A 22,033-nucleotide genomic window follows, 5' to 3' on the forward strand; every position below is an offset into this window, starting at 1 on the left:
GCGCACATCACGGCAGGGGGGAAGATGCTCGCGCATCTGACGGACACCGCACGCCAGTTGGCCGCCATTCTGTGGCAGCGGCACACGGTCTACCGGGACCGCACGGGCGGTGTGGTCATCCGGGGCGAGCACGTGCAGCGGTGGATCAGCCTGTCCGCCACCGGCACCCGCGGCGAGGTGCTCATACGGGCGGGCCGCATCCTGGACGGCGGTACGAGCGCACCCGCGCGGGCGGAAACGGTCATGCGACTGGACAGCACCCCGGGCGAACTGGCCGCCGCCTGCCGCCGGTTACTGGCCGACATCGCGGCCGGCGCCGCTCCGGAGGCGGCCCGCGCGCCGGAGCCCGGCCGGCCCCCGCGCCCGGCCCGCAGACCGGCGAAGAAGGCGCGGATCGCCCTGTGGGTGGTACTCGCCACGGTGATCAGCGCCTCGGTGCTCGCCGCCCTTGTCGCGTACAGCTCCTACAGCGCCGCGTCCGGCCGCTGACGTACGCCCGGCGGCCGCACGGGCGCACGCCGGTCAGGCCGACACCGGCCGTTGTACGTGGATGGACTGGAGCAGCCCTATGGCGATCCAGACCGCGAACATGGACGTACCGCCGTACGAGACGAACGGCAGCGGCAGTCCGGTGACCGGCATGATGCCGAGCGTCATGCCGATGTTCTCGAACGACTGGAACGAGAACCAGGCGATGAGGCCCGCCGCCACGACCGTGCTGTACAGCTCGCTGGCCTCGCGGGCGATGCGGCAGGCGCGCCAGAGGACGACGCCCAGCAGCACGATGATCAGCCCCGCGCCGAGGAAGCCCAGTTCCTCGCCGGCGACGGTGAAGATGAAGTCGGTCTGCTGCTCCGGTACGAACTGGCCGGTGGTCTGGCTGCCCTGGAAGAGGCCGGAGCCGGTCAGCCCGCCGCCGCCGATGGCGATCCGCGCCTGGTTGGTGTTGTAGCCGACGCCCGCCGGGTCCAGGCTCGGGTTGGCGAACGCGGCGAACCGGGCGATCTGGTAGTCGTCCAGCAGCCCCAGCTGCCAGACGGCCACACAGCCGGCCACACCGGCGCCCAGCAGCCCCAGGATCCACCGGTTGGAGGCGCCGGAGGCGAGCAGCACGCCGAGGATGATCGCGCCGAGGACCATGACCGAGCCGAGGTCCGGCATCAGCATGATGATGACGACGGGGACGGCGGCCAGGCCGAGCGCCTGGACGACGGTGCGGTGGTCGGGGTGCGGGCGGTCGCCCGCGTCGACCCGGCCCGCCAGGATCACCGCCATCCCCAGCGTGATCGTGATCTTGGAGAATTCGGCGGGCTGGAGGGAGAGTCCGCCGGGGATGGCCAGCCAGGAGCGGGAGCCGTTGATCGTGGCGCCCAGCGGGGTGAGCACGAGCAGGGCCAGCAGCAGCGAGACGCCGTAGAGGATCGGCACCGCGCCGCGCAGCGTACGGTGGCCGAGCCAGATCGCGCCGGCCGCCAGCGCCAGCCCGATGCCGGTGTTCAGCAGGTGGCGCAGCAGGAAGCCGTACTCGTCGCCGTGGTTCAGCTCGGTGCGGTTGCGGGTCGCGGAGAAGACCAGCACCGCGCCGATCAGGGACAGGGCCAGGCTGCACAGCAGCATCACCCAGTCCAGCCGGCGCACGACCGAGTCGCGCGCGGTCAGCTTGCCCCAGGCGCCGCGGTCGGGGCTGTAGCGGCGGACGGTGAAGCCGCCCGCCGTGTGCGAGCTGGTCACCGGCCCCGCCTTTCGGCCCCGGCGGGCGGCGGCGTGGCGGCGACCGGCTTGATGGGCTGCGCCTGGATGGTGCCGTCGCCCAGGATCCTGGGCAGTCCGGTCTGCGGCTTCGGCAGCAGCGCCGCCTTCTCGTCGATCTTGCCCTTGTCGTCCACCCCGTACAGCGCGTTGTAGATCTTGCGCACGGCGGGACCGGCGGAGCCCGAGCCGGTGCCGCCCTGGGAGATGGTCATGACGATCGTGTAGTCCTTGGTGTACGTGGCGAACCAGCCCGTCGTCTGCTTGCCGTAGACCTCGGCGGTACCGGTCTTGGCGTGCATCGGGATCTTGTCCTGCGGCCAGCCCTGGAAGCGCCAGGCGGCGGTGCCGCGGGTGGCGACGCCGGCCAGCGCGCCGTCGATCTGGGAGAGGGTCTTGGCGGTCACCGGCAGCTTCCCGTGCGCCTTGGGCTCGATGTGCTCGATGTGCTTGCCGTCGGGGCTGACGATGGCCTTGCCCACGGTCGGGTTGTACAGCGTGCCGCCGTTGGCGATCGCCGCGTAGATCACCGCCATCTGGATCGGGGTGACCTGGGTGTCGCCCTGTCCGATGGAGTAGTTGACGGAGTCACCGGCCCGCATCTTCATGCCGGACTCGCAGTTCTCCCTGGCGATCTTGGAGACGTAGTCGTCGCCGGACTTGCCCTGCTTGCACCAGCTGTCCTTGTTGGCCTCCCAGTACCGCTTCTTCCACTGGCGGTCCGGGACCCGGCCGGTGACCTCGTTGGGCAGGTCGATGCCGGTCTCCTTGCCGAGACCGAACTGGTGCGCCGTCTTGTAGAACCAGTCCTTCGGGTTCTTCGGGTTGTTGCCGCCGTCCTTCTGCCACTGCTGGTACGCGAGGCTGTAGAAGACGGTGTCGCAGGAGACCTCCAGCGCGCGGCCGAGGTCGATCGGCCCGTAGCCCTTGGACTCGAAGTTCTTGAAGACCTGGCCGCCGATGTTGAACGAGGCGGTGCAGGGGTAGGTGCCGTCGAAGTCGTACCCGGCGGCGACCGCGGCCGAGGTGGAGATGACCTTGAAGATCGAGCCGGGTGCGGACTGGCCCTGGATCGCCCGGTTGAGCAGCGGGTAGTTGGAGTCCTTGCCGGTCAGCTTCGCGTAGTCCTTGCCGGAGATGCCGCCGACCCAGGCGTTGGGGTCGTAGGACGGGTTGGAGGCCATGGAGATGACCCGGCCGGTCTTGTTCTCCATGACGACCACGGCGCCCGCGTCGGCCTTGTAGTTGGTGCCGGTGTTCTTGTCGTGCTCCTTACGGGCGTCCTTCATCGCCTGCTCCAGTTCCCGTTCCGCTATGGCCTGGACGCGGGCGTCTATGCTCGTGACGACGTTGGCCCCGGGAACCGCCTTGTCGCTCTTGGCCTTGCCGATGACCCGGCCGAGGTTGTCGACCTCGTAGCGCGTCACCCCCGCCTTGCCACGCAGCTGGCTGTCGTAGGTGCGTTCCAGCCCGGAGCGGCCGATCTGGTCGGAGCGCAGCAGCGGCGAGCGGGTGTCCTTGGCCTTCTGGATCTCCTCGTCGGTGACCGGGGAGAGGTAGCCGAGGACCTGGGCGGTCTGCGCGTTGCCGGGGGCGGCGTAGCGGCGTACGGCGGTGGGCTCGGCGGAGATGCCGGGGAAGTCCTCGGAGCGTTCGCGGATCTGGAGGGCCTGCTGGGTGGTGGCCTCGTCGGTGATCGGGATGGGCTGGAAGGGCGAGCCGTTCCAGCAGGGCTGCGGGGTCTTGGCGTCGCACAGCCGGACCTTGTTGCGGATCTCCGTCTCCGTCATGCCGAGGACCTTGGCGAGCCGGCCGAGCACGGCCTTGCCGTCGTCCTTCATCTTCAGCAGGTCGGTACGGCTGGCGGAGACGACCAGCCGGGTCTGGTTGTCGGCGAGCGGGATGCCGCGGGCGTCGAGGATGGAGCCGCGGGTGGCCGGTTCGACGACCTGCTGGACGTGGTTGTTGCGGGCCTCGTCGGCGTATTCGCGGCCGTTGCGGATCTGGAGGTACCACAGCCGGCCGCCGAGGGTCAGCAGCAGGGAGAAGACGAGGATCTGGATGGCGACCAGCCGGATCGTGACGCGTGAGCTGCGGCCGGTCTCCGGGATGTTGGTCACAGTCGCTTGACCCCCTTGATGCGTCCTGTCTTGTTACGGGCCGGCCTGCCGAGCAGTCCGCCGCGCTGGCCGCCGATCCCGGCCTGCCGGGACGGGAGGTTGGTGCGCATCGAGCGGCTCGCCTTGAGGCCGGTACCGGAGCCGAGCCAGCCGTAGGCGCTCTTGCGGCCCTTGCCGGAGCCGCCCTGCCCGCCGGCCGCGTCGGTGGCCAGCGGGTCGTGTTCGGTCCGGCGGGCCAGCGCCATGACCAGGGGTACGGCGAACGGGGCGAGCAGCAGGTCGTAGAGCGTGGCGGTGAACAGCAGCCAGCCCAGGCCCACGCGGGCGGCGGCGGAGTCGCCGACGAGCGAGCCGACGCCCGCGTACAGCAGGGTCGAGCCGAGGGCCGCGCCCACCACGACCACCAGCGGCATGGTCGCCGAACGGTGATGTCCGCTGTCCGGCCTGGTCAGCCCGGCCACGTACCCGATGACGCACAGCACCAGGGCGTACCGGCCGATGGCGTGGTCGGAAGGGGGCGCCAGGTCGGCGAGCAGACCGGCGCCGAAGCCCACCAGGGCGCCGGAGACGTGCCCGTAGACCAGGGCGAGGCCGAGGACGACCAGGAGCAGCAGGTCCGGTACGGCGCCCGGCAGCTGGAGCCGCGCCAGCACGCTGACCTGGACCAGCAGGGCCACGACCACCAGCGCGGCCGAGAGCAGGATCCTCTTGATGCGCATCGGTCAGCTCCTGGGGGAGGCGCTCGCGGTGGGGGTGGCCGTGACGGTGACCGTCGGCGTGGGCTTCGGTTTGGCGGGTTTTGGCGGCAGCACCGTGTCGCGCGGGTCCTCGCGGGGCGGCTGGACGACCACGCCGACGATGTCCAGCTTGGAGAAGCCGACGAACGGGCGGACCTGGAGGGAGCGGGTCAGGTCGCCGTTGGACGGATCGACCTTGACGACCTGGCCGACCGGGACACCGGGGACGAACGGCTTGTCGGCGCTGGAGCCGAAGGTGACCAGCCGGTCGCCCTTCTTGACCTCGGCCTTGCCGTTGAGGAGCTGCACACGCAGCGAGTTGCCGCCCTGGCCGGTGGCGAACCCGATCTCGTTGGTCTTCTCCATGCGGGTGCCGACGGTGAAGTCGGGGTCGTTGGCGAGCAGCACGGTCGCGGTGGTGCGGCCGACGGTGGTGACCCGGCCGACCAGGCCGTCGCCGTTGAGGACCGTCATGTCGCGGGCGATGCCGTCCTGGGCCCCGGCGTCGATGGTGACGGTCCAGGAGAAGCCCTGCGCCGCGCCGATGGCGATGACCTGGGCACCCTTGATGCCGTACTGGCCGGTGCCGGCGGACTTGAGCAGCTTGTCCAGCTCGGCGGCGCGGTTGCGGTTGCGGTCGGAGGAGCCCAGCCTGGCCTTGAGCGCGGCGTTCTCCCGCTCCAGGGCGCTGATGCGGGTGTGCCGCTCGCCGGAGTCGCGTACCGCGCCGACCGCGTTGCCCACCGGGTCGACGACCGTGGCGATGCCGCTCTCGACCGGCCCGAAGACCGCCGCGGCGGCCTGCCGGGCACCGGCGAGCGGGGACCGTTCGCCGCCGCGGATGTCCACCGTGATCAGCGCGAACGCGATCGCGACCAGCAGCACCAGTAGCAGCCGGCTCTCTCGTGTGTCCCTCACGTGCGGCGGCCGTGTCCTTCCTCGTAGGACCGGCCGGCTGCGGGCCCGCGCCGGTCGCGCTGGGGAGTGCGGTTGTGCCTTTATACGCAGTGCTCGCCTGTTGGGGCGTGGTGCCTGTATATCAACGATCCGCCGTACGGACGATCAGCCGCCCGTACGACGGGATGTCGGTTTCGTGTCGTTCCGCTAGCGGCGCGGCTGGGAGTCCAGGACCTGCTGGAGCGCCTCGAACTCCTCGACGCACTTGCCGCTGCCGAGCGCGACGGAGTCGAGCGGGTCCTCGGCGATGTGGATCGGCATGCCGGTCTCCCGGCGCAGGCGCTCGTCGAGGCCGCGCAGCAGGGCGCCGCCGCCGGTGAGCACGATGCCGCGGTCCATCACGTCGCCGGACAGCTCGGGCGGGCACTTGTCGAGCGTCGTCTTGACCGCGTCGACAATGGAGTTGACCGGTTCCTCGATGGCCTTGCGGACCTCGGCCGCCGAGATGACGACGGTCTTGGGCAGGCCGGAGACCAGGTCCCGGCCGCGGATCTCGGTGTGCTCGTCCTGCTCCAGGTCGTACGCCGAACCGATGGTGATCTTGATGCTCTCGGCGGTGCGCTCGCCCAGCAGAAGGCTGTACTCCTTCTTGATGTGCTGGATGATCGCGTTGTCCAGCTCGTCGCCGGCCACCCGGATGGACTGGGCCGTGACGATGCCGCCGAGCGAGATCACCGCGACCTCGGTGGTGCCGCCGCCGATGTCCACGACCATGTTGCCGGTGGCCTCGTGGACCGGCAGGCCGGAGCCGATCGCGGCGGCCATCGGCTCCTCGATGATGTGCACCTGACGGGCACCGGCCTGGGTGGACGCCTCGATGACCGCGCGGCGTTCGACTCCGGTGATGCCGGAGGGGACACAGACGACGACACGCGGGCGGGCGAGGTAGCGGCGCTTGTGGATCTTGAGGATGAAGTAGCGGAGCATCCGCTCGGTGATCTCGAAGTCGGCGATCACGCCGTCCTTCAGCGGGCGCACCGCGACGATGTTGCCGGGGGTGCGGCCGATCATCTTCTTCGCCTCGGCCCCGACGGCCAGGATGCCGCCGGTGTTGGTGTTGATGGCCACGACCGACGGCTCGTTGAGGACGATCCCGCGACCCCTGACGTACACCAGCGTGTTGGCGGTCCCGAGGTCGACAGCCATGTCACGGCCGATGAACGACATGTTGTTCCCCATGAGGATACGTCTGGCCTTCCCAACTGGAGCGAATGCTTACTTGAGGTCGGCAGGTGTGGTGCGCCGGGGCGCGGAAACTCCATCGTAGTCACGAAGTCCCCACCGCTCGAACGCAGTGCGGGGTTCCTTCGCCATTGTCGGCGGAACACGTACCCGCCCCCCTCAATGGGGACGTCGTGTCGCGCCGAAGCGTTCCCCCGTTCGGCACGCGGTTCCCGCGGGGCGGCCGGCGGCTGCGCGGTCGCCCCAGGTCACCGGGGGCGTGCCGGACGCGGGGTCAGGAACGGCCGGGGAAGAAAATCTTGATCTCGCGCTCCGCGGACTCCTCGGAGTCCGAGGCGTGGATCAGGTTCTCCCGGGTGATGGTGCCGAAGTCGCCGCGGATGGAACCGCCCGGCGCCTTGATCGGGTCGGTGGGGCCGGCCAGCGCCCGCACGCCCTCGATCACCCGCTCGCCCTCGACGACCAGGCTGACCACCGGGCCCGACGACATGAACTGCACCAACGGCTCGTAGAAGTCGCGGCCGACGTGCTCGGCGTAGTGCTGCTCCAGGATCGCGCGGTCCAGCGTGCGCAGTTCCAGCGCGCTGATCGTCCAGCCCGCCTTGCGCTCGATACGGCCGAGAATCTCACCGACCAGGCCGCGGCGGACCGCGTCGGGCTTGAGGAGGACGAGCGTGCGCTGGCTCACGGGAGGGACTCCTTGGGTCATGACAGTCCGGCAGGTGCCCTGAGGCTACATGGGTGACGGCGCTGGGCCGTACGCGGTATCGGGGCCGCCGCGGGGCCGTACGGGTGACACCGGCCAGGGTTTCGCACAGACGTCCGGAGGGGGCTCGTGCGGATGTCCGGTCCGGGTCCGTACGTCCGGCATGTCCGGGCCGCCGGGGCGTTGCTCCGGCCGGTCCGGGCCGGCGGGGCGCCCCCCGGCCCGTCCGCATCTCCTGAGGTACGTCGTCCGTACCTCCGGAAGTACGTCCACCGGCGCGTCCGGCCCGCGGCCTACGGGAGCCGCGCCTACGCCGTGCCCGGCTGCGGCCCCTCCTCGGCCTGCGCCGCCCAGCGGGCCTTGGCCTCGTCGATCTTGCGGCCGAAGTGCACCGACGCCCACCACAGCGCGGCGAAGACCGCGCCGAGGAAGAACATCGTGCCCACCACGAAGCCACTGGCGATCAGGGCGGCCTGGAGGACCCAGCCGAGCTGCACGCCGCCGGGCCGGGTGAGCACGCCGCACAGCAGCAGGCACAGCAGCATCGCGATGCCGCTGACCGTCCAGACCGTGGCCGTGGAGTGGCCGGAGGTCTGCATCGCGACCAGACCGGCGAACCCGATCACGAAGAACTCGCCGATCAGCGTGGACGCACACAGCGTGCGCATGGTCAGTTCCTTCCCAGGAGCAGCCGGGCCTCGCCGACCGTGATCACGGAGCCGGTGACCAGCACGCCCGCGCCGGCGTACTCGCCCTCTTCCTCCGCGAGGGTGATCGCCGCCTCCAGCGCGTCGTCGAGCCGGGGCTCGACCTGCACCCGCTCGGCGCCGAAGACCTCCACCGCGACGGCCGCCAGCTCGTCCGGGTCCATGGCGCGGTGGCTGGAGTTCCGGGTCACCACGATCTCGGCGAAGATCGGCTCGAAGGCTTCCAGGACGCCGCGTACGTCCTTGTCCGCGCTGGTGCCGACGACCCCGACGAGCCGGCTGAAGCCGAACGCCTCGCTGACGCCCTCGGCCGCGGCCCGCGCGCCCGCCGGGTTGTGCGCCGCGTCCAGGATCACGGTCGGGCTGCTGCGCACCACTTCCAGGCGGCCGGGCGAGGCCACCGCGGCGAACGCGGTGCGGATGGTGTCGATGTCCAGCGTGCGGGCGTGCTCGGAGCCGATGCCGAAGAACGCCTCCACGGCGGCGAGCGCCACCGCGGCGTTGTGCGCCTGGTGGGCGCCGTACAGCGGCAGGAAGAGGTCCGGGTACTCACCGCCGAGGCCGCGCAGCGTCAGCAGCTGGCCGCCGACCGCCACCTCGCGGCTGAGCACGCCGAACTCCATGCCCTCGCGGGCGACCGTGGCGTCCACCTCGACCGCGTGCTTGAGCATCACGGACGCCGCGTCCACCGGCTGCTGCGCCAGCACGACGGTGGCGTCCTTCTTGATGATCCCGGACTTCTCGCCGGCGATCTTCTCGGGCGTATCGCCGAGCCGGTCGGTGTGGTCCAGGGAGATGGGCGTGACGACGGCGACGTCCCCGTCGATCACGTTCGTCGCGTCCCAGGTGCCGCCCATGCCGACCTCGACGACCGCGACGTCCACCGGGGCGTCCGCGAACGCCGCGTACGCCATCGCGGTGAGCACCTCGAAGAAGGACAGGCGGTACTGCTGGCGCTCGTCGACCATCTCCACGTACGGGGCGATGTCCCGGTACGTCTCGATGAAGCGCTCGGCGGAGACCGGGGCGCCGTCCAGGCTGATCCGCTCGGTCACGGACTGCACGTGCGGGCTCGTGTACCGGCCGGTGCGCAGGTCGAAGGCGGTCAGCAGGGCCTCGATCATGCGGGCGGTGCTGGTCTTGCCGTTGGTGCCGGTGATGTGGATGGACGGGTACGCGCGCTGCGGCGAGCCCAGTACGTCCATCAGCGCCTCGATGCGCTGCACCGACGGGTCCAGCTTGGTCTCGCCCCAGCGGCCGGCCAGCTCGGCCTCCACCTCGCGCAGCGCGCGGTCCACCTCCGGGTCGGCGGGACGGGCGGGAACGCCGTCCCCCTGGGGCGGGCCTGCCTGCGCGCGCAGGGTCCGGCTGCCGGCCTCGATCACCGCGAGGTCGGGGTCCCGGTCGGTCTCGGCCTCCACCATCTCCTCGAAGGGGTCGGCCGGGCCGTCCGGGCCGGGAGTCGGGTCGGGGTCGTCGTTTCGGGGGCGGTCGTCGCTCACGCGTCCAGTCTACGAGCCGCTGTCGCGACCGGTGGGGCGCGGCCTGCGGCCGGGCAGCGGCGGGCCCCCGGACCGGCCCCCTACGACAGGGCCGCCTTCATCATCGCCTTCGCCACCGGGGCCGCCAGGCCGCCGCCGGAGACCTCGCTGCGGGCCGCGTCGCTGTCCTCGACCATGACCGCGACGGCCACCTGACGGCCCTTGCCGTCCTTGGCGTAGGAGACGAACCAGGCGTACGGGGTGCCCTCGTTGTTCACGCCGTGCTGGGCGGTGCCGGTCTTGCCGCCGACGGTGCGGCCGTCGATCTTGGCGTTGGAGCCGGTGCCCTCGTTGACCACGGTCTCCATCGACGACTGGAGCTGCTCGGCGGTGCGCTGCGACACCGCCTTGCCGTACTGCTCCGGCGCGTACTGCTGGATCGTGTTGCCGCCGCCGTCGGTGAGCTTGTCGACCATCTGCGGCTTCTGGAGGACGCCGCCGTTGGCGATGGCCGAGGAGACCATGGCCATCTGGAGCGGCGTCGCGGTGTCGTCGAACTGGCCGATGCCGGACAGCGCGGTCTGCGGCTTGTCCATGCCCTTCGGGTAGACGCTCTTGCCGGCCCGTACGGGGGTGTCCAGCTTGCCGTCGTTGAAGCCGAACTTCTCCGCCTGCGCTCGGACCTTGTCCTGGCCCAGGTCGGCGGCCATCTTCGCGAAGACGGTGTTGCAGGAGTACTGGAGCGCGGTGCGGATGGTGGCGTTCTTGCAGGGCGCGGAGGCGCTCTCGTTCTTCAGCACCGTACGGGTGTTGGGGAGGGTGTACGGGTCGGGGCTGTCGGTCGGCTGGTCCACGGAGGAGTACAGGCCGTTCTCCAGGGCGGCCGCCGCGACGACCAGCTTGAAGGTGGAGCCGGGCGGCAGCGGCTGCCGCAGCGCGCGGTTGACCTCGGGGTGATCCTTGTCTCCCGACAGCTCCTTCCACGCCTTCTGGTCGTCGCTGCCCGACCCGGCGAACTTGCCCGGGTCGTACGAGGGGGTGCTGACCATGCCGAGGATCTTGCCGGTGGCCGGGTCCAGGGCGACCGCGGCACCGGTCTTGCCGTCGAGCGCCCGGTACCCGGCCTGCTGCACCTTGGCGTCGATGGTGGTGGCCACGTCGCCGCCCTTGGGCCGCTGGCGGGTCAGCACGTCGGCCGGGTTCTGCAGGCGGCTGTCCGAGCCGTCGAGGAGGTCCCCGTACAGGCTCTCCAGCTGGTTGCTGCCGAAGATCTGCGAGGTGAAGCCGGTCACCGGCGCGTAGAGCGGGCCGTTCTTGTACGTCCGCTGGTACTTGAGCGTGCCGTCGGTGGCGGTGGAGCCGGTCACCGGCTGCCCGCCCACCAGGATGTTGCCCAGGGGCTCGGCGTACTTGGCGATGTTGACGCGCGGGTTGTGCGGATCGTCGGTGAACGTGGACGCCTTGGCCCCCTGGATCCAGGTGACCCACGCCAGCAGCGCGAGTATCAGCAGGATGCAGAACACCGAGACACGGCGCAGAGGTTTGTTCATGGGTGGCGCGGCTCCTCGTCGCTGGACGGCGCGTGCGGCCGGATCGTGCGTTTCCGCCGGAAACTCCCGTTTGCGGGGCCATGGTCCACCGTCTCCATGAGAGCCGGATGAGAACCCGGCGCGTACCGCCCCCACCGTGACACACGCCTCTGATCGCCGCCCCGGGGCAACGCACCGCCCCCTGCCGTCATCCTCCACGGCGGGCTCTGTGAGCCTTTACCGACAAGAAGATCAGTAGCTCGGGGGGCGACGGCGGATGGCCGCCGGTCTCCACCGGGCGGGGCAGGAGCTGAGAAAGCGTGCGCATGCCGGCCATCAGTCAGCGGATGCACCTGGTGCTGCTCACCGCGTGGACCGTGCTGTGGTTCGTCGTGGTCGAGCCGAACGGGGGTTTCTCCTGGCACTACCTGCGCACCGGAGGCGAGCTGATCTACCAGGGCTCCTCCGGTGACGGCACCGGCGGCCTCAACCTCTACGCCCACCACCCCGAACTCCAGATGGGCCCGGTCAGCTTCCTGGTGGCCGGCCTGTTCAACCCGTTCCCCGAGCACATCGGCCAGTTCCTGGCGGCGGCCCTGATGTCGCTGCTCGGCCTGGTGATCGTGGTGCTGGCCGGGCGCAGCGCCGCCTGGCACTTCCTGGGTACGGGCACCAATCACCAGCGGCTGCGGCAGCGCGTCCTGATAGCCGGGCTGGCGTTCATCCCCATGTGGATCGAGGTCTCGGTCCGCTTCGGACATCTGGACGACGTGCTCGCGCTGTTCTTCACCGCGCTGGCCGTACGGTCGGTGACCCGCGGCAACGCCGCGCTGACCGGCGTCTTCCTGGCCCTGGCGATGGACTCCAAACCGACCGCGCTGGCCTTCGTACCGCTGCTGCTCGCGCTCCCGAAGGAGAAGTGGCTGCGGGCGGGACTGTGGATGGCGGGTCTGGTCGCGGTGGCGTGGCTGCCGTTCTTCATCGGCGACATGAATTCGTTCTCGGCGGCGAAGTTCGCCATCCCCAACCATCCGGCGTCCGCGCTGCGCTGGCTGGGCGTGGCCGACCCCGAGACGCCGGGCTGGGACCGGCCCGCACAGTTCGCGCTGGGCCTCGCCCTGGGCTGCCTGGCGGTGTGGCGGGGGCGCTGGGCGGCGGTGGTCCTGCTGGGCGCCAACGCCCGGATCGTCCTGGACCCCAGCGTCTACACGTACTACACCGCGTCCGTCCTGCTCGGCACGCTGCTGTGGGACGTCATCGGGCAGCGGCGGCTGGTGCCCTGGTGGAGCTGGCTGGCGCTGCTGATCCTGTACGGCAGCGTCTTCGCGGTGCCGGACGACTCGGCGCGCGGCTTCATCCGGCTGGCGTTCGTGGCCGTGTCGACGGCGTACGTCCTGCTGTGGCCGGTACGCGAACGCGGCGACCGGCGCGGCAGGGGACGGCGCAGGCCCCCCGCCCGTACGGACGAGGGGCCTGCGGAGACGCACGCGCCGGGACCGTTCCCGGCGCCGGGCGCTACGCCGTGGGCAGGGCCGCCAGCTGGGCGCTGATGCGCACGATGTCGGCCTCGGCCGTCTCCAGCCGGGTACGGATCTTGGCGACGACGTGCTCCGGGGCCTTGCCCAGGAACGCCTCGTTGCCCAGCTTGGCGGTGGCCTGCGCCTTCTCCTTCTCGGCGGCGGCCAGGTCCTTCGACAGCCGCTTGCGCTCGGCCTCGACGTCGATGGCGCCCGACAGGTCCAGCGCCACGGTCGCGCCCGCGACCGGCAGCGACGCGGTGGCGGTGAACTCCTCGCCCGCGGGCTGGAGGCGCAGCAGCGAACGCATCGCGGCCTCGTGGGCCGCGAGCTGCGTACCCGCCAGCTCCAGCCGCGCCGGCACCTTCTGGCCGGGCTGGAGCCCCTGGTCGGAGCGGAAGCGGCGGACCTCGGTGACGACCTGCTGGACCGTCTCGATCTCCCGCTCGGCCGCCGCGTCGCGGAAGCCGCTGTCGGCGGGCCAGTCGGCGACGACCACCGACTCGCCGCCGGTCAGCGCCGTCCAGAGGGTCTCCGTGACGAACGGCACGATCGGGTGCAGCAGGCGCAGCGTGACGTCCAGGACCTCGCCGAGGACGCGGCGCGAGGCGTCCGCGGCCGGGCCGCCCGCCATGAAGGTCGTCTTGGACAGCTCGACGTACCAGTCGAAGACCTCGTCCCACGCGAAGTGGAAGAGGGTGTCCGACAGCTTGGCGAACTGGTAGTCGTCGTAGTACGCGTCCACCTCGGCGACGACCGTGTTGAGCCGGGAGAGGATCCACCGGTCGGTCGCCGACAGCTCCTCGGCCGGGGGCAGCGCGCCCTCGACCGTCGCGCCGTTCATCAGCGCGAAGCGGGTGGCGTTCCAGATCTTGTTGGCGAAGTTGCGCGAGCCCTGGACCCAGTCCTCGCCGATCGGCACGTCGGTGCCGGGGTTGGCGCCGCGGGCGAGGGTGAAGCGGACGGCGTCCGAGCCGTACTTGTCCATCCAGTCCAGCGGGTTGACCGCGTTGCCGAAGGACTTCGACATCTTCTTGCCGCGCTCGTCGCGGACCATGCCGTGCAGGGCGATGGTCTTGAACGGCGGGGTGCCGTCCATCGCGTACAGGCCGAACATCATCATCCGGGCGACCCAGAAGAAGAGGATGTCGTAGCCGGTGACCAGGACCGAGTTCGGGTAGAACTTGTCGACGCTGGCGGTCTTGTCCGGCCAGCCGAGCGTGGAGAACGGCCACAGGCCCGAGGAAAACCAGGTGTCGAGGACGTCCGTGTCCTGCGTCCAGCCCTCGCCGGTCGGCACCTCGTCGTCCGGTCCGACGCAGACGACCTCGCCGTTCGGGCCGTACCAGACCGGGATGCGGTGGCCCCACCACAGCTGGCGCGAGATGCACCAGTCGTGGAGGTTGTCGACCCAGCCGAAGTAGCGGGACTCCATCTCCTTGGGGTGGATGTCCACCTTGCCGTCGCGGACCGCGTCACCGGCGGCCTTGGCGAGCGGGCCGACCTTGACCCACCACTGCATGGACAGCCGGGGCTCGATGGTCGTCTTGCAGCGCGAGCAGTGGCCGACCGAGTGGGTGTACGGGCGCTTCTCGGCGACGATCCGGCCCTCGGCGCGCAGCGCGGCGACGATCGCGGACCGGGCCTCGAAGCGGTCCAGGCCCTCGAACGGGCCGTGCGCGGTGATCACGCCGCGCTCGTCGAGCACCGCGAGGTGGGGCAGGTCGTGCCGGCGGCCGATCTCGAAGTCGTTCGGGTCGTGGGCCGGGGTGACCTTGACCGCGCCGGTGCCGAACTCCGGGTCGACGTGCTCGTCGGCCACGACCGGGATGCGGCGGCCGGTCAGCGGCAGCTCGATCTCCGTGCCGACGAGGTGCTTGTAGCGCTCGTCGTCCGGGTGGACCGCGACGGCGGTGTCACCGAGCATCGTCTCGGCGCGGGTGGTGGCGACGACAATGGACTGCTCGCCCTCGCCGTAGCGGATCGAGACCAGCTCGCCCTCGTCGTCCTGGTACTCCACCTCGATGTCGGAGATGGCGGTCAGACAGCGCGGACACCAGTTGATGATGCGCTCGGCGCGGTAGATCAGCTCGTCGTCGTAGAGCCGCTTGAAGATGGTCTGGACGGCCTCGGACAGGCCCTCGTCCATCGTGAAGCGCTCGCGCGACCAGGCGACGCCGTCGCCCAGGCGCTTCATCTGCCCGGAGATCTGCCCGCCGGACTCGGCCTTCCAGCGCCACACCCGCTCGACGAACGCCTCCCGGCCCAGGTCGTGGCGCGAGACGCCCTCCTTGGCCAGCTCGCGCTCGACGACGTTCTGGGTGGCGATGCCGGCGTGGTCCATGCCGGGCTGCCACAGCGTCTCGTAGCCCTGCATGCGCTTACGGCGGGTGAGGGCGTCGATGAGGGTGTGCTCGAAGGCGTGCCCGAGGTGCAGGCTGCCCGTGACGTTCGGCGGCGGGATGACGATCGTGTACGGCGGCTTGTCGCTCTTCTCGTCCGCCTCGAAGTAACCCCGCTCCACCCAGCGCTCGTACAGCGGCCCCTCTACCTCGGCCGGCGCGTACTGGGTCGGCAGTTCAGTGGGGCTGCTGTTCGTCGGCCCGCCGTCTCGGGGGCTCTGCTGAGTGTTCTCGGTCACGACGCTCAGTGTACGGGCGCGGATGTCGCGGTCTCGAATCGGTTTGGCCCCCGGACGACCGTCCGGCGGTGGCGTCGTACAGGATGTTGGCAACGCATGGACACCAACTGTGACGGGCGTCATCGGACGCCGTCAGTTGCCACGAGGGGACCCCGCTTCATGAGCTTCAACCAGCCGCCTCCCGGACCGTACGGGCAGCCGCCGCAGCAGCCCGGACCGTACGGGCAGCAGGTGCCGCAGCCGGTCGGACAGCCCGGGTACGGCTTCCCGCAGCAGGGCGGCCAGGTTCCCCCGCAGCAGCCGTACGGCCACCCGCAGCAGGCCCCTCAGCCCGGTTACGCGCAGTACCCCCAGGCTCCGTACGGCCAGCAGGCCGGTTACGGGCAGCAGCCGCAGAGCGGCGGCAAGGGCAAGGGCGTGAAGATCACCCTCAGCGTCCTCGCGGTGGCGGCGGTGGCGGGCATGGGCGTGGGCGCGTACTACGCGTTCGGTCCCGGCGGGGACGTGAAGCCGTACACGATCGCCCTGACGACCGCCGTCCTCGACGGTACGTTCAAGAAGGTGCCGGGCAAGGCCGACAAGGACGAGAACCTGGCCGACGACGCCGAGAGCAAGGCGATGGGCATCACGGAGGGCCGGGGCGTCCAGGGCACCTACCAGAACGACCGGAAGCAGGAACTGCTCATCACGGGTGTCTACGGCAAGGTCGCCGACCCCAGGAGCGCGGTGAACAAGATGTTCGCCCAGTTCGACAAGAAGCTCGACGACGCGGGCACCAAGGGCGCGAAGGTGGAGACCGTCACCCCGGTGACGGAGTTCTCCCCCGACGGGTTCGACGGCTCGGTCATGAAGTGCAAGGCGCTCAGGAGCACCGCGTCGAAGGGCGCCCTCACCGCGACCGGCACGGTGACGTACTGCGCCTGGGGCGACTCCAGCGCGGTGGGCGTGGTCGTGAACAGCGGGCTGGAGGCACCCGCCAAATCCACCGGCGCCGCCTTCCCGGCCAAGGAGTTCGCCGAGAAGACCAGCCAGATCCGCTCCGAACTGCGGCGCGAGAAGTAACCACCGCGTCCGCACCGGACCGCCTCAGGGGGGACACACATGAGCTTCGACCAGCCGCCGCCGGGCCCGTACGGCAGCAGTGGACAGCCGCCGCAGGGACCGTACGGGAGCAGCGGGCAACCGCCACAGGGCGGGGCGTTCGGGCCGCCGCCGGGGCCGCCGCAGCAGCAGCCTGATCCATACGGGTTCGGGGCGCCGCAGCAGCCGATGCTCCCGCCGCAGTTCCCGCCGCCCGGTCCTCCCGGCCCGCCCGGCGGCAACAACACGGGCAAGATCATTGCGGGGGTGGCCGCCGGGGTCGTGCTGATCGGCGCGATCATCGGCGGGGCCGTCGTGCTCGCCGTGGGCGGCGGCGACGAGGGCCGCACCCGGGCCGACGGCAGCAGCTCCGCCGCGCCGACGACCGGTTCCACGGCCGACGGCACGTCCGAGGAGTCGCCGGCCGCGGAGGACGACGAGCAGCGGATGCGGCTGACGACGCCCCGGACGGTCGACGACGGCGCGTACACGCTGGAGAAGGACAAGGCGGCGCTGCAGCGCGACGGCCTGAAGCTGGGCGCGCCCCCGCCCGGCATGACGCAGGAGATCGCCCGCTACCGGGGCACCCGCGACAGCCGCACCACCGGCCTGATGATCTCCGGCGGCTACGGCACCATCTCCGACCCGGACAGCGTGGTGGACGGCATGTTCAGCGGCGTCTCCGACGCAAGCACCAAGGTCGTCCGGCAGCGCGAGACGTTCCGGCCCGGCAAGGCCGGCGGCAACGTCACGATCGACTGCGAGGTCGTCCGCAACCCGACGTTCGGCTACGCCCCGGTGTGCGGCTGGGCCGACGGCTCGACCGCCGCGGTGCTGCTCTACATGAACGGCGCGCTGCGCTCCTCCTCGGACATCAATCTGTCGCAGTACGCGGACACCACCGCCGTGGTCCGCGGCGAGACCCGCAAGCCGTAACAGGGGGCAAGCGGAAGGGCCGCCCCGCGATCTCGATCGCGGGGCGGCCCTCGCCGTCCGTGCGGGGGGAACGGACGGTGCTACGCGCTCTTCTCGTGGTGCTCGCCCGACTCGCCGCCGCGGTTGCGCGGCACCAGCGTCGGGTTCACGTTCGAGTGAACGACCTCCTCGGTGATGACGACGCGGGCCACGTCCTTGCGGGACGGGACCTCGTACATCACCGACTGGAGGACCTCCTCCATGATGGCGCGCAGGCCGCGCGCGCCGGTGCCGCGCAGGATCGCCTGGTCGGCGATGGCCTCCAGCGCCGGGCGGTCGAAGTCCAGCTCCACGCCGTCCAGTTCGAACAGGCGCTGGTACTGCTTGACGAGCGCGTTGCGCGGCTCCAGGAGGATCTGGAGGAGCGCCTCGCGGTCCAGGTTGTGCACCGAGGTCAGGACCGGCAGCCGGCCGATGAACTCCGGGATCATCCCGAACTTCACCAGGTCCTCCGGCATCACGTCCTGGAGCTGGTCCTTGGACTCGATCTCGCGCTTGGAGCGGATGTTGGCCCCGAAGCCGATGCCCTTGGCACCGGACCGGGCCTCGATGATCTTCTCCAGGCCGGCGAACGCGCCGCCCACGATGAACAGCACGTTCGTCGTGTCGATCTGGATGAATTCCTGGTGGGGGTGCTTGCGGCCGCCCTGCGGGGGGACCGAGGCGGTGGTGCCCTCCAGGATCTTCAGCAGGGCCTGCTGGACGCCCTCGCCGGAGACGTCCCGGGTGATCGACGGGTTCTCGCTCTTGCGGGCGACCTTGTCGATCTCGTCGATGTAGATGATGCCGGTCTCGGCCTTCTTGATGTCGAAGTCCGCGGCCTGGATCAGCTTGAGGAGGATGTTCTCCACGTCCTCGCCGACATAGCCGGCCTCCGTCAGCGCCGTGGCGTCGGCGAAGGCGAACGGGACGTTGAGCATCCGGGCGAGCGTCTGCGCGAGCAGCGTCTTGCCGGAGCCGGTGGGTCCGAGCAGCAGGATGTTGGACTTGCCGAGTTCGATGCCGTCGTCGCCGCCGCGCGCGCCACCGTTCTCACCCGCCTGGACCCGCTTGTAGTGGTTGTAGACGGCGACCGAGAGGGCCTTCTTGGCGGGCTCCTGGCCTACGACGTAGCTCTCCAGGAACTCGTAGATCTCCCGGGGCTTGGGCAGTTCCTCCCAGCGGACCTCGGAGGTCTCGGCGAGCTCCTCCTCGATGATCTCGTTGCAGAGGTCGATGCACTCGTCGCAGATGTACACACCAGGACCCGCGATGAGCTTCTTCACCTGCTTCTGACTCTTCCCGCAGAACGAGCACTTGAGCAGGTCGCCGCCGTCACCGATGCGTGCCACGAGGTGCTTCCCCTTCGCCTGGGATCCGCATTGCTCCGCGGACCCGGGTGCTTGCCTATCGACGGTACCTTGCCGGGCCCCCCGTACGGGCCCCCCTTGGACCGACTCGGTCAACCCGGTTCAAGGGGGCGTGTCTCCGGCTCACTTCGCGATGGGACGCGATCAGACCGAGGCGGCCGTCTTACGGGTGGAGACGATCTGGTCGACCAGACCGTACGCCAGGGCCTCCTCGGCGGTCAGGATCTTGTCACGCTCGATGTCGTCGCGGATCTTCTCGATCGGCGTGGTGGAGTGCTTGGCCAGCGTCTCCTCCAGCTGCGTACGCATCCGCAGGATCTCGTTGGCGGCGATCTCCAGGTCGGAGACCTGGCCGCGGCCGGTCTCGCTGTACGGCTGGTGGATCAGCACGCGCGCGTTGGGCAGCGCCATCCGCTTGCCGGGGGTGCCGGCGGCGAGCAGCACGGCCGCGGCGGACGCCGCCTGGCCCATGCAGACGGTCTGGATGTCCGGCTTGACGAACTGCATCGTGTCGTAGATCGCGGTCAGCGCCGTGAAGGAGCCGCCGGGCGAGTTGATGTAGATCGAGATGTCCCGGTCCGGGTCCATCGACTCCAGGCACAGCAGCTGGGCCATGACGTCGTTGGCGGAGGCGTCGTCGATCTGCACGCCGAGGAAGATCACGCGCTCCTCGAAGAGCTTGGCGTACGGGTCGTACTCGCGCACCCCCTGGGAGGTGCGCTCGACGAAGCGCGGGACGATGTAGCGGGCCTCGGCGGGCTGGCCCTGGAACTCTGCCTGCGGGGCGGCGGGGCGGTCGTGGAGGCCGCGGCCGGGGAAGTTGTTCATCTGGAGGTTCACCGTCCTGGTGGCGGTCAGAAGGGGGCTGGGTCGGCTGCTGGGTGCGTCGTACGGGGCGCTCAGGCCCCGGTGCCGCCCCCGCCCGGGACACCCGAGGCGCTGGTCATGACCTCGTCGATGAGGCCGTACTCCTTGGCCTCCTGCGGGTCGAACCAGTGGTCGCGGTCGGAGTCGCGGATGATCTGCTCGACGGTCTGGCCCGTGTGCTGGGCGGTGAGCTCGGCCATGCGCCGCTTGGTGTGCAGCAGCCGCTCGGCGTGGATCTTGATGTCCGACGCGGAACCCGCCAGGCCCGCGGAGGGCTGGTGGATGAGGATCTCGGCGTTCGGCAGCGCGAAGCGCTTGCCCGGGGCGCCGGCGCTCAGCAGGAACTGGCCCATCGAGGCGGCGAGGCCCATGGCGATGGTGACCACGTCGTTCTTGATGTACTGCATGGTGTCGTAGATCGCCATGCCGGCCGAGATCGAGCCGCCCGGGCTGTTGATGTAAAGGAAGATGTCCTTGTCCGGGTCAGCGGCGAGGAGCAGCAGCTGCGCCGTGATCTTGTTGGCGATGTCGTCGTCGACCGGCTGGCCGAGGAAGATGATCCGCTCGCCGAGCAGCCGGTTGTAGACCTGGTCGCCGAGGCCACCGAAGGTCGGCTCAGCGGCGGCGGAAGGCATCGGGATCGTCACGTGTCCACCTGCTCGTTGTCGGACGGCCCGGGGCCGTCTCAGCGTCGTCTTCTGGGGCGCGGGGAGGGCGCGGCGTGGTCGGCCGGCGCGGATTCGGGTACTCCCCTGCCCTCGTATCTACGGACCCTAACGCGCTGGTCGGCGGGCGCCATCCCGCATTGTCAGCTGTTCGCTGTGAGCGCAGGCTCACCGGCGCCGCGGGGCCCTGATGACGTACGGGCCCGAACACGCGGGCGTGGCGTGTTCGGGCCCGTACGGAGCCGGTCGGCGCTACGGGGCGGCCGGGGCCGCCCGTGCCACCGGGGCGGCCGGGGCTCAGCCCTCGGTCTTCTCCGCCTTCTCGGCGTCGGTGCCCTCGGCCTCGGCGGCCTCGACGGTCTCGGCCGTCTCGTCCTCGTCGTCCAGGTCGACGACCTCACCGTTGGTGTCCTTGACCGTGGCGGCCTCGACGACGACCGCGAGGGCCTTGCCGCGGGCGACCTCGCCGACGAGCATCGGCACCTGGCCGCCCTCGACGACGGCCTGGGCGAACTGGTCGGGGGACATGCCGGAGGACTGCGCGCGGCGCATGAGGTGCTCGGTGAGCTCCTCCTGGCTGACGTTCAGCTTCTCCTTGTTGACCAGCTCGTCGAGGATGAACTGGGTCTTGATGCCCTTCTCCGCCTGCTCCTTGGTCTCGGCGTCGAACTCCTCCTCGGTCTTGCCCTGGATCTCCAGGTACTTCGCGAGGTCCAGGCCCATCTGGGCGAGCTGGTGGTTGACCAGGTTGTGCTTGCGGGTCTCGATCTCGTCCGCGAGCAGCTTCTCCGGCATCGGGACCTCGACCAGCTTCAGCAGCTCGTCGAGGACCTTCTCCTGGGCCTGGGTGGCCTGGTCGTACTTCTTCATCTGGGCGAGCCGCTTGGCGCTGTCCGAGCGCAGCTCCTCCAGCGTGTCGAACTCGCTCGCCAGCTGTGCGAAGTCGTCGTCCAGCGCGGGCAGCTCACGGGCCGCGACGGCGGTGACGTCGACCTTGACCTCGGCCTCCTTGCCGGCCGCCGAGCCGCCCTTCAGCTCGGAGGTGAAGGTGGCCGACTCACCGGCCTTCAGGCCCTTGACCGCGTCGTCGATGCCGTCCAGCAGCTCGCCGGAGCCGATCGTGTAGCTGACGCCCTGGGCGACGCCGTCCTCCAGCACCTCGCCGTCGACCTTGGCCTCCAGGTCGACGGTGAGCACGTCGCCGTCCTCGGCGGCGCGCTCGACCGGGGAGGTGGAGGCGAAGCGCTCGCGCAGCTGCTCGACGGACTTGTCGATGTCCTCGTCCGACACCTCGACGGCGTCGACCTCGACCTCGATGCCGGAGTAGTCCGGGATCTCCAGGGCCGGGCGGATGTCCACCTCGGCGGTGAAGACCAGCAGCTCGCCGTCCTTCAGCTCGGTGATGTCGACCTCGGGCTGGCCGAGGACGTTCAGCTCACCCTCGTTGACCGCTTCGGTGTAGAACTTCGGGAGCGCGTCGTTGACGGCCTCCTCCAGCACGGCGCCGCGACCGAACCGCTGGTCGATGACGCGGGCCGGGACCTTGCCCTGGCGGAAGCCCTTCACCGTGACCTGCTGGTTGATCTTCTTGTACGCCGCGTCGAGGCTGGGCTTGAGCTCCTCGAAGGGCACCTCGACAGTGAGCCGAACCCGGGTCGGGTTCAGGGTCTCCACGGCGCTCTTCACGGTTCGGTCTCCTTGGGGCTGACTTCTGGGGTTCTGCTTGAGATCTGCCGACGCCCGGGGTCCAGGCGCCCTGCGGATCGCGCCC

At 70.5% G+C, this 22,033-nt stretch carries 18 protein-coding genes; 4 read left to right on the forward strand and 14 right to left on the reverse strand.

The features are described 5' to 3' along the window. Nucleotides 1-24: 24 nt before the first annotated feature. On the forward strand, nucleotides 25-489 hold the full coding sequence (locus ACH4FX_RS09325) for a hypothetical protein (protein ID WP_398476788.1): 465 nt from the start codon (nucleotides 25-27) through the stop codon (nucleotides 487-489). Nucleotides 490-522: 33 nt separating this feature from the next. Here the strand turns inward: ACH4FX_RS09325 and rodA are convergent, their stop codons facing one another. From rodA to ACH4FX_RS09370, 9 genes are all read right to left on the reverse strand, one after another. After that, nucleotides 523-1,731, reverse strand: coding sequence for a rod shape-determining protein RodA (gene rodA, locus ACH4FX_RS09330; RefSeq protein WP_398476790.1), 1,209 nt, complete (start codon nucleotides 1,729-1,731; stop codon nucleotides 523-525). After that, nucleotides 1,728-3,869 carry a penicillin-binding protein 2 gene (gene mrdA, locus ACH4FX_RS09335; RefSeq protein WP_398476792.1) on the reverse strand — a complete coding sequence of 714 codons (2,142 nt, stop codon included), beginning with the start codon at nucleotides 3,867-3,869 and terminating at the stop codon, nucleotides 1,728-1,730. Before mrdA ends, rodA begins: the two co-directional genes overlap by 4 nt. Continuing rightward, complete coding sequence (mreD, locus tag ACH4FX_RS09340) at nucleotides 3,866-4,588, reverse strand: rod shape-determining protein MreD (protein WP_398476794.1); 723 nt, start codon at nucleotides 4,586-4,588, stop codon at nucleotides 3,866-3,868. Before mreD ends, mrdA begins: the two co-directional genes overlap by 4 nt. A gap of 3 nt (nucleotides 4,589-4,591) precedes the next feature. Next, nucleotides 4,592-5,524 carry a rod shape-determining protein MreC gene (mreC, locus tag ACH4FX_RS09345; RefSeq protein ID WP_398476796.1) on the reverse strand — a complete coding sequence of 311 codons (933 nt, stop codon included), beginning with the start codon at nucleotides 5,522-5,524 and terminating at the stop codon, nucleotides 4,592-4,594. 186 nt (nucleotides 5,525-5,710) lie between these two features. Further along, nucleotides 5,711-6,730 (reverse strand): rod shape-determining protein, encoded by a 1,020-nt coding sequence (locus ACH4FX_RS09350; protein ID WP_003985182.1) that lies wholly within the window; start codon nucleotides 6,728-6,730, stop codon nucleotides 5,711-5,713. Nucleotides 6,731-7,019: 289 nt separating this feature from the next. Then, nucleotides 7,020-7,433, reverse strand: a complete 414-nt coding sequence (gene ndk / locus ACH4FX_RS09355; RefSeq protein WP_398476798.1) for a nucleoside-diphosphate kinase — start codon at nucleotides 7,431-7,433, stop codon at nucleotides 7,020-7,022. Nucleotides 7,434-7,759: 326 nt separating this feature from the next. Beyond that, complete coding sequence (locus ACH4FX_RS09360; RefSeq protein WP_398476800.1) at nucleotides 7,760-8,119, reverse strand: DUF4233 domain-containing protein; 360 nt, start codon at nucleotides 8,117-8,119, stop codon at nucleotides 7,760-7,762. 2 nt (nucleotides 8,120-8,121) lie between these two features. Next, nucleotides 8,122-9,582 (reverse strand): bifunctional folylpolyglutamate synthase/dihydrofolate synthase, encoded by a 1,461-nt coding sequence (locus ACH4FX_RS09365; protein WP_398477048.1) that lies wholly within the window; start codon nucleotides 9,580-9,582, stop codon nucleotides 8,122-8,124. A 158-nt stretch (nucleotides 9,583-9,740) separates the two neighbouring features. Further along, the gene (locus ACH4FX_RS09370; RefSeq protein WP_398476802.1) at nucleotides 9,741-11,189 is read right to left on the reverse strand and encodes a peptidoglycan D,D-transpeptidase FtsI family protein; all 1,449 of its coding nucleotides are present in this window, start codon (nucleotides 11,187-11,189) and stop codon (nucleotides 9,741-9,743) included. A 305-nt stretch (nucleotides 11,190-11,494) separates the two neighbouring features. Between ACH4FX_RS09370 and ACH4FX_RS09375 the strand changes: the two genes are divergently transcribed. Continuing rightward, on the forward strand, nucleotides 11,495-12,718 hold the full coding sequence (locus tag ACH4FX_RS09375) for a hypothetical protein (RefSeq protein WP_398476804.1): 1,224 nt from the start codon (nucleotides 11,495-11,497) through the stop codon (nucleotides 12,716-12,718). Here the strand turns inward: ACH4FX_RS09375 and ACH4FX_RS09380 are convergent. Then, nucleotides 12,684-15,326, reverse strand: coding sequence for a valine--tRNA ligase (locus ACH4FX_RS09380; RefSeq protein WP_398476806.1), 2,643 nt, complete (start codon nucleotides 15,324-15,326; stop codon nucleotides 12,684-12,686). The genes ACH4FX_RS09375 and ACH4FX_RS09380 overlap by 35 nt on opposite strands. A gap of 159 nt (nucleotides 15,327-15,485) precedes the next feature. Between ACH4FX_RS09380 and ACH4FX_RS09385 the strand changes: the two genes are divergently transcribed. Beyond that, nucleotides 15,486-16,388, forward strand: a complete 903-nt coding sequence (locus ACH4FX_RS09385; protein WP_398476808.1) for a hypothetical protein — start codon at nucleotides 15,486-15,488, stop codon at nucleotides 16,386-16,388. A gap of 39 nt (nucleotides 16,389-16,427) precedes the next feature. Then, entirely contained in the window at nucleotides 16,428-17,342 is a 915-nt protein-coding gene (locus ACH4FX_RS09390) for a hypothetical protein (protein WP_398476809.1), read from the forward strand. An 80-nt stretch (nucleotides 17,343-17,422) separates the two neighbouring features. Here the strand turns inward: ACH4FX_RS09390 and clpX are convergent, their stop codons facing one another. From clpX to tig, 4 genes are all read right to left on the reverse strand, one after another. Continuing rightward, entirely contained in the window at nucleotides 17,423-18,712 is a 1,290-nt protein-coding gene (gene clpX, locus ACH4FX_RS09395) for an ATP-dependent Clp protease ATP-binding subunit ClpX (protein WP_030020546.1), read from the reverse strand. 162 nt (nucleotides 18,713-18,874) lie between these two features. Further along, nucleotides 18,875-19,558, reverse strand: a complete 684-nt coding sequence (locus tag ACH4FX_RS09400; RefSeq protein ID WP_398476811.1) for an ATP-dependent Clp protease proteolytic subunit — start codon at nucleotides 19,556-19,558, stop codon at nucleotides 18,875-18,877. Nucleotides 19,559-19,629: 71 nt separating this feature from the next. Beyond that, entirely contained in the window at nucleotides 19,630-20,232 is a 603-nt protein-coding gene (locus ACH4FX_RS09405) for an ATP-dependent Clp protease proteolytic subunit (RefSeq protein ID WP_398477050.1), read from the reverse strand. 327 nt (nucleotides 20,233-20,559) lie between these two features. After that, nucleotides 20,560-21,948 (reverse strand): trigger factor, encoded by a 1,389-nt coding sequence (tig, locus tag ACH4FX_RS09410; RefSeq protein ID WP_398476813.1) that lies wholly within the window; start codon nucleotides 21,946-21,948, stop codon nucleotides 20,560-20,562. Nucleotides 21,949-22,033 lie beyond the last annotated feature (85 nt).

The sequence above is a fragment of the Streptomyces sp. NPDC018019 genome, from assembly GCF_044327805.1.
Taxonomy (GTDB): Bacteria; Actinomycetota; Actinomycetes; order Streptomycetales; family Streptomycetaceae; genus Streptomyces.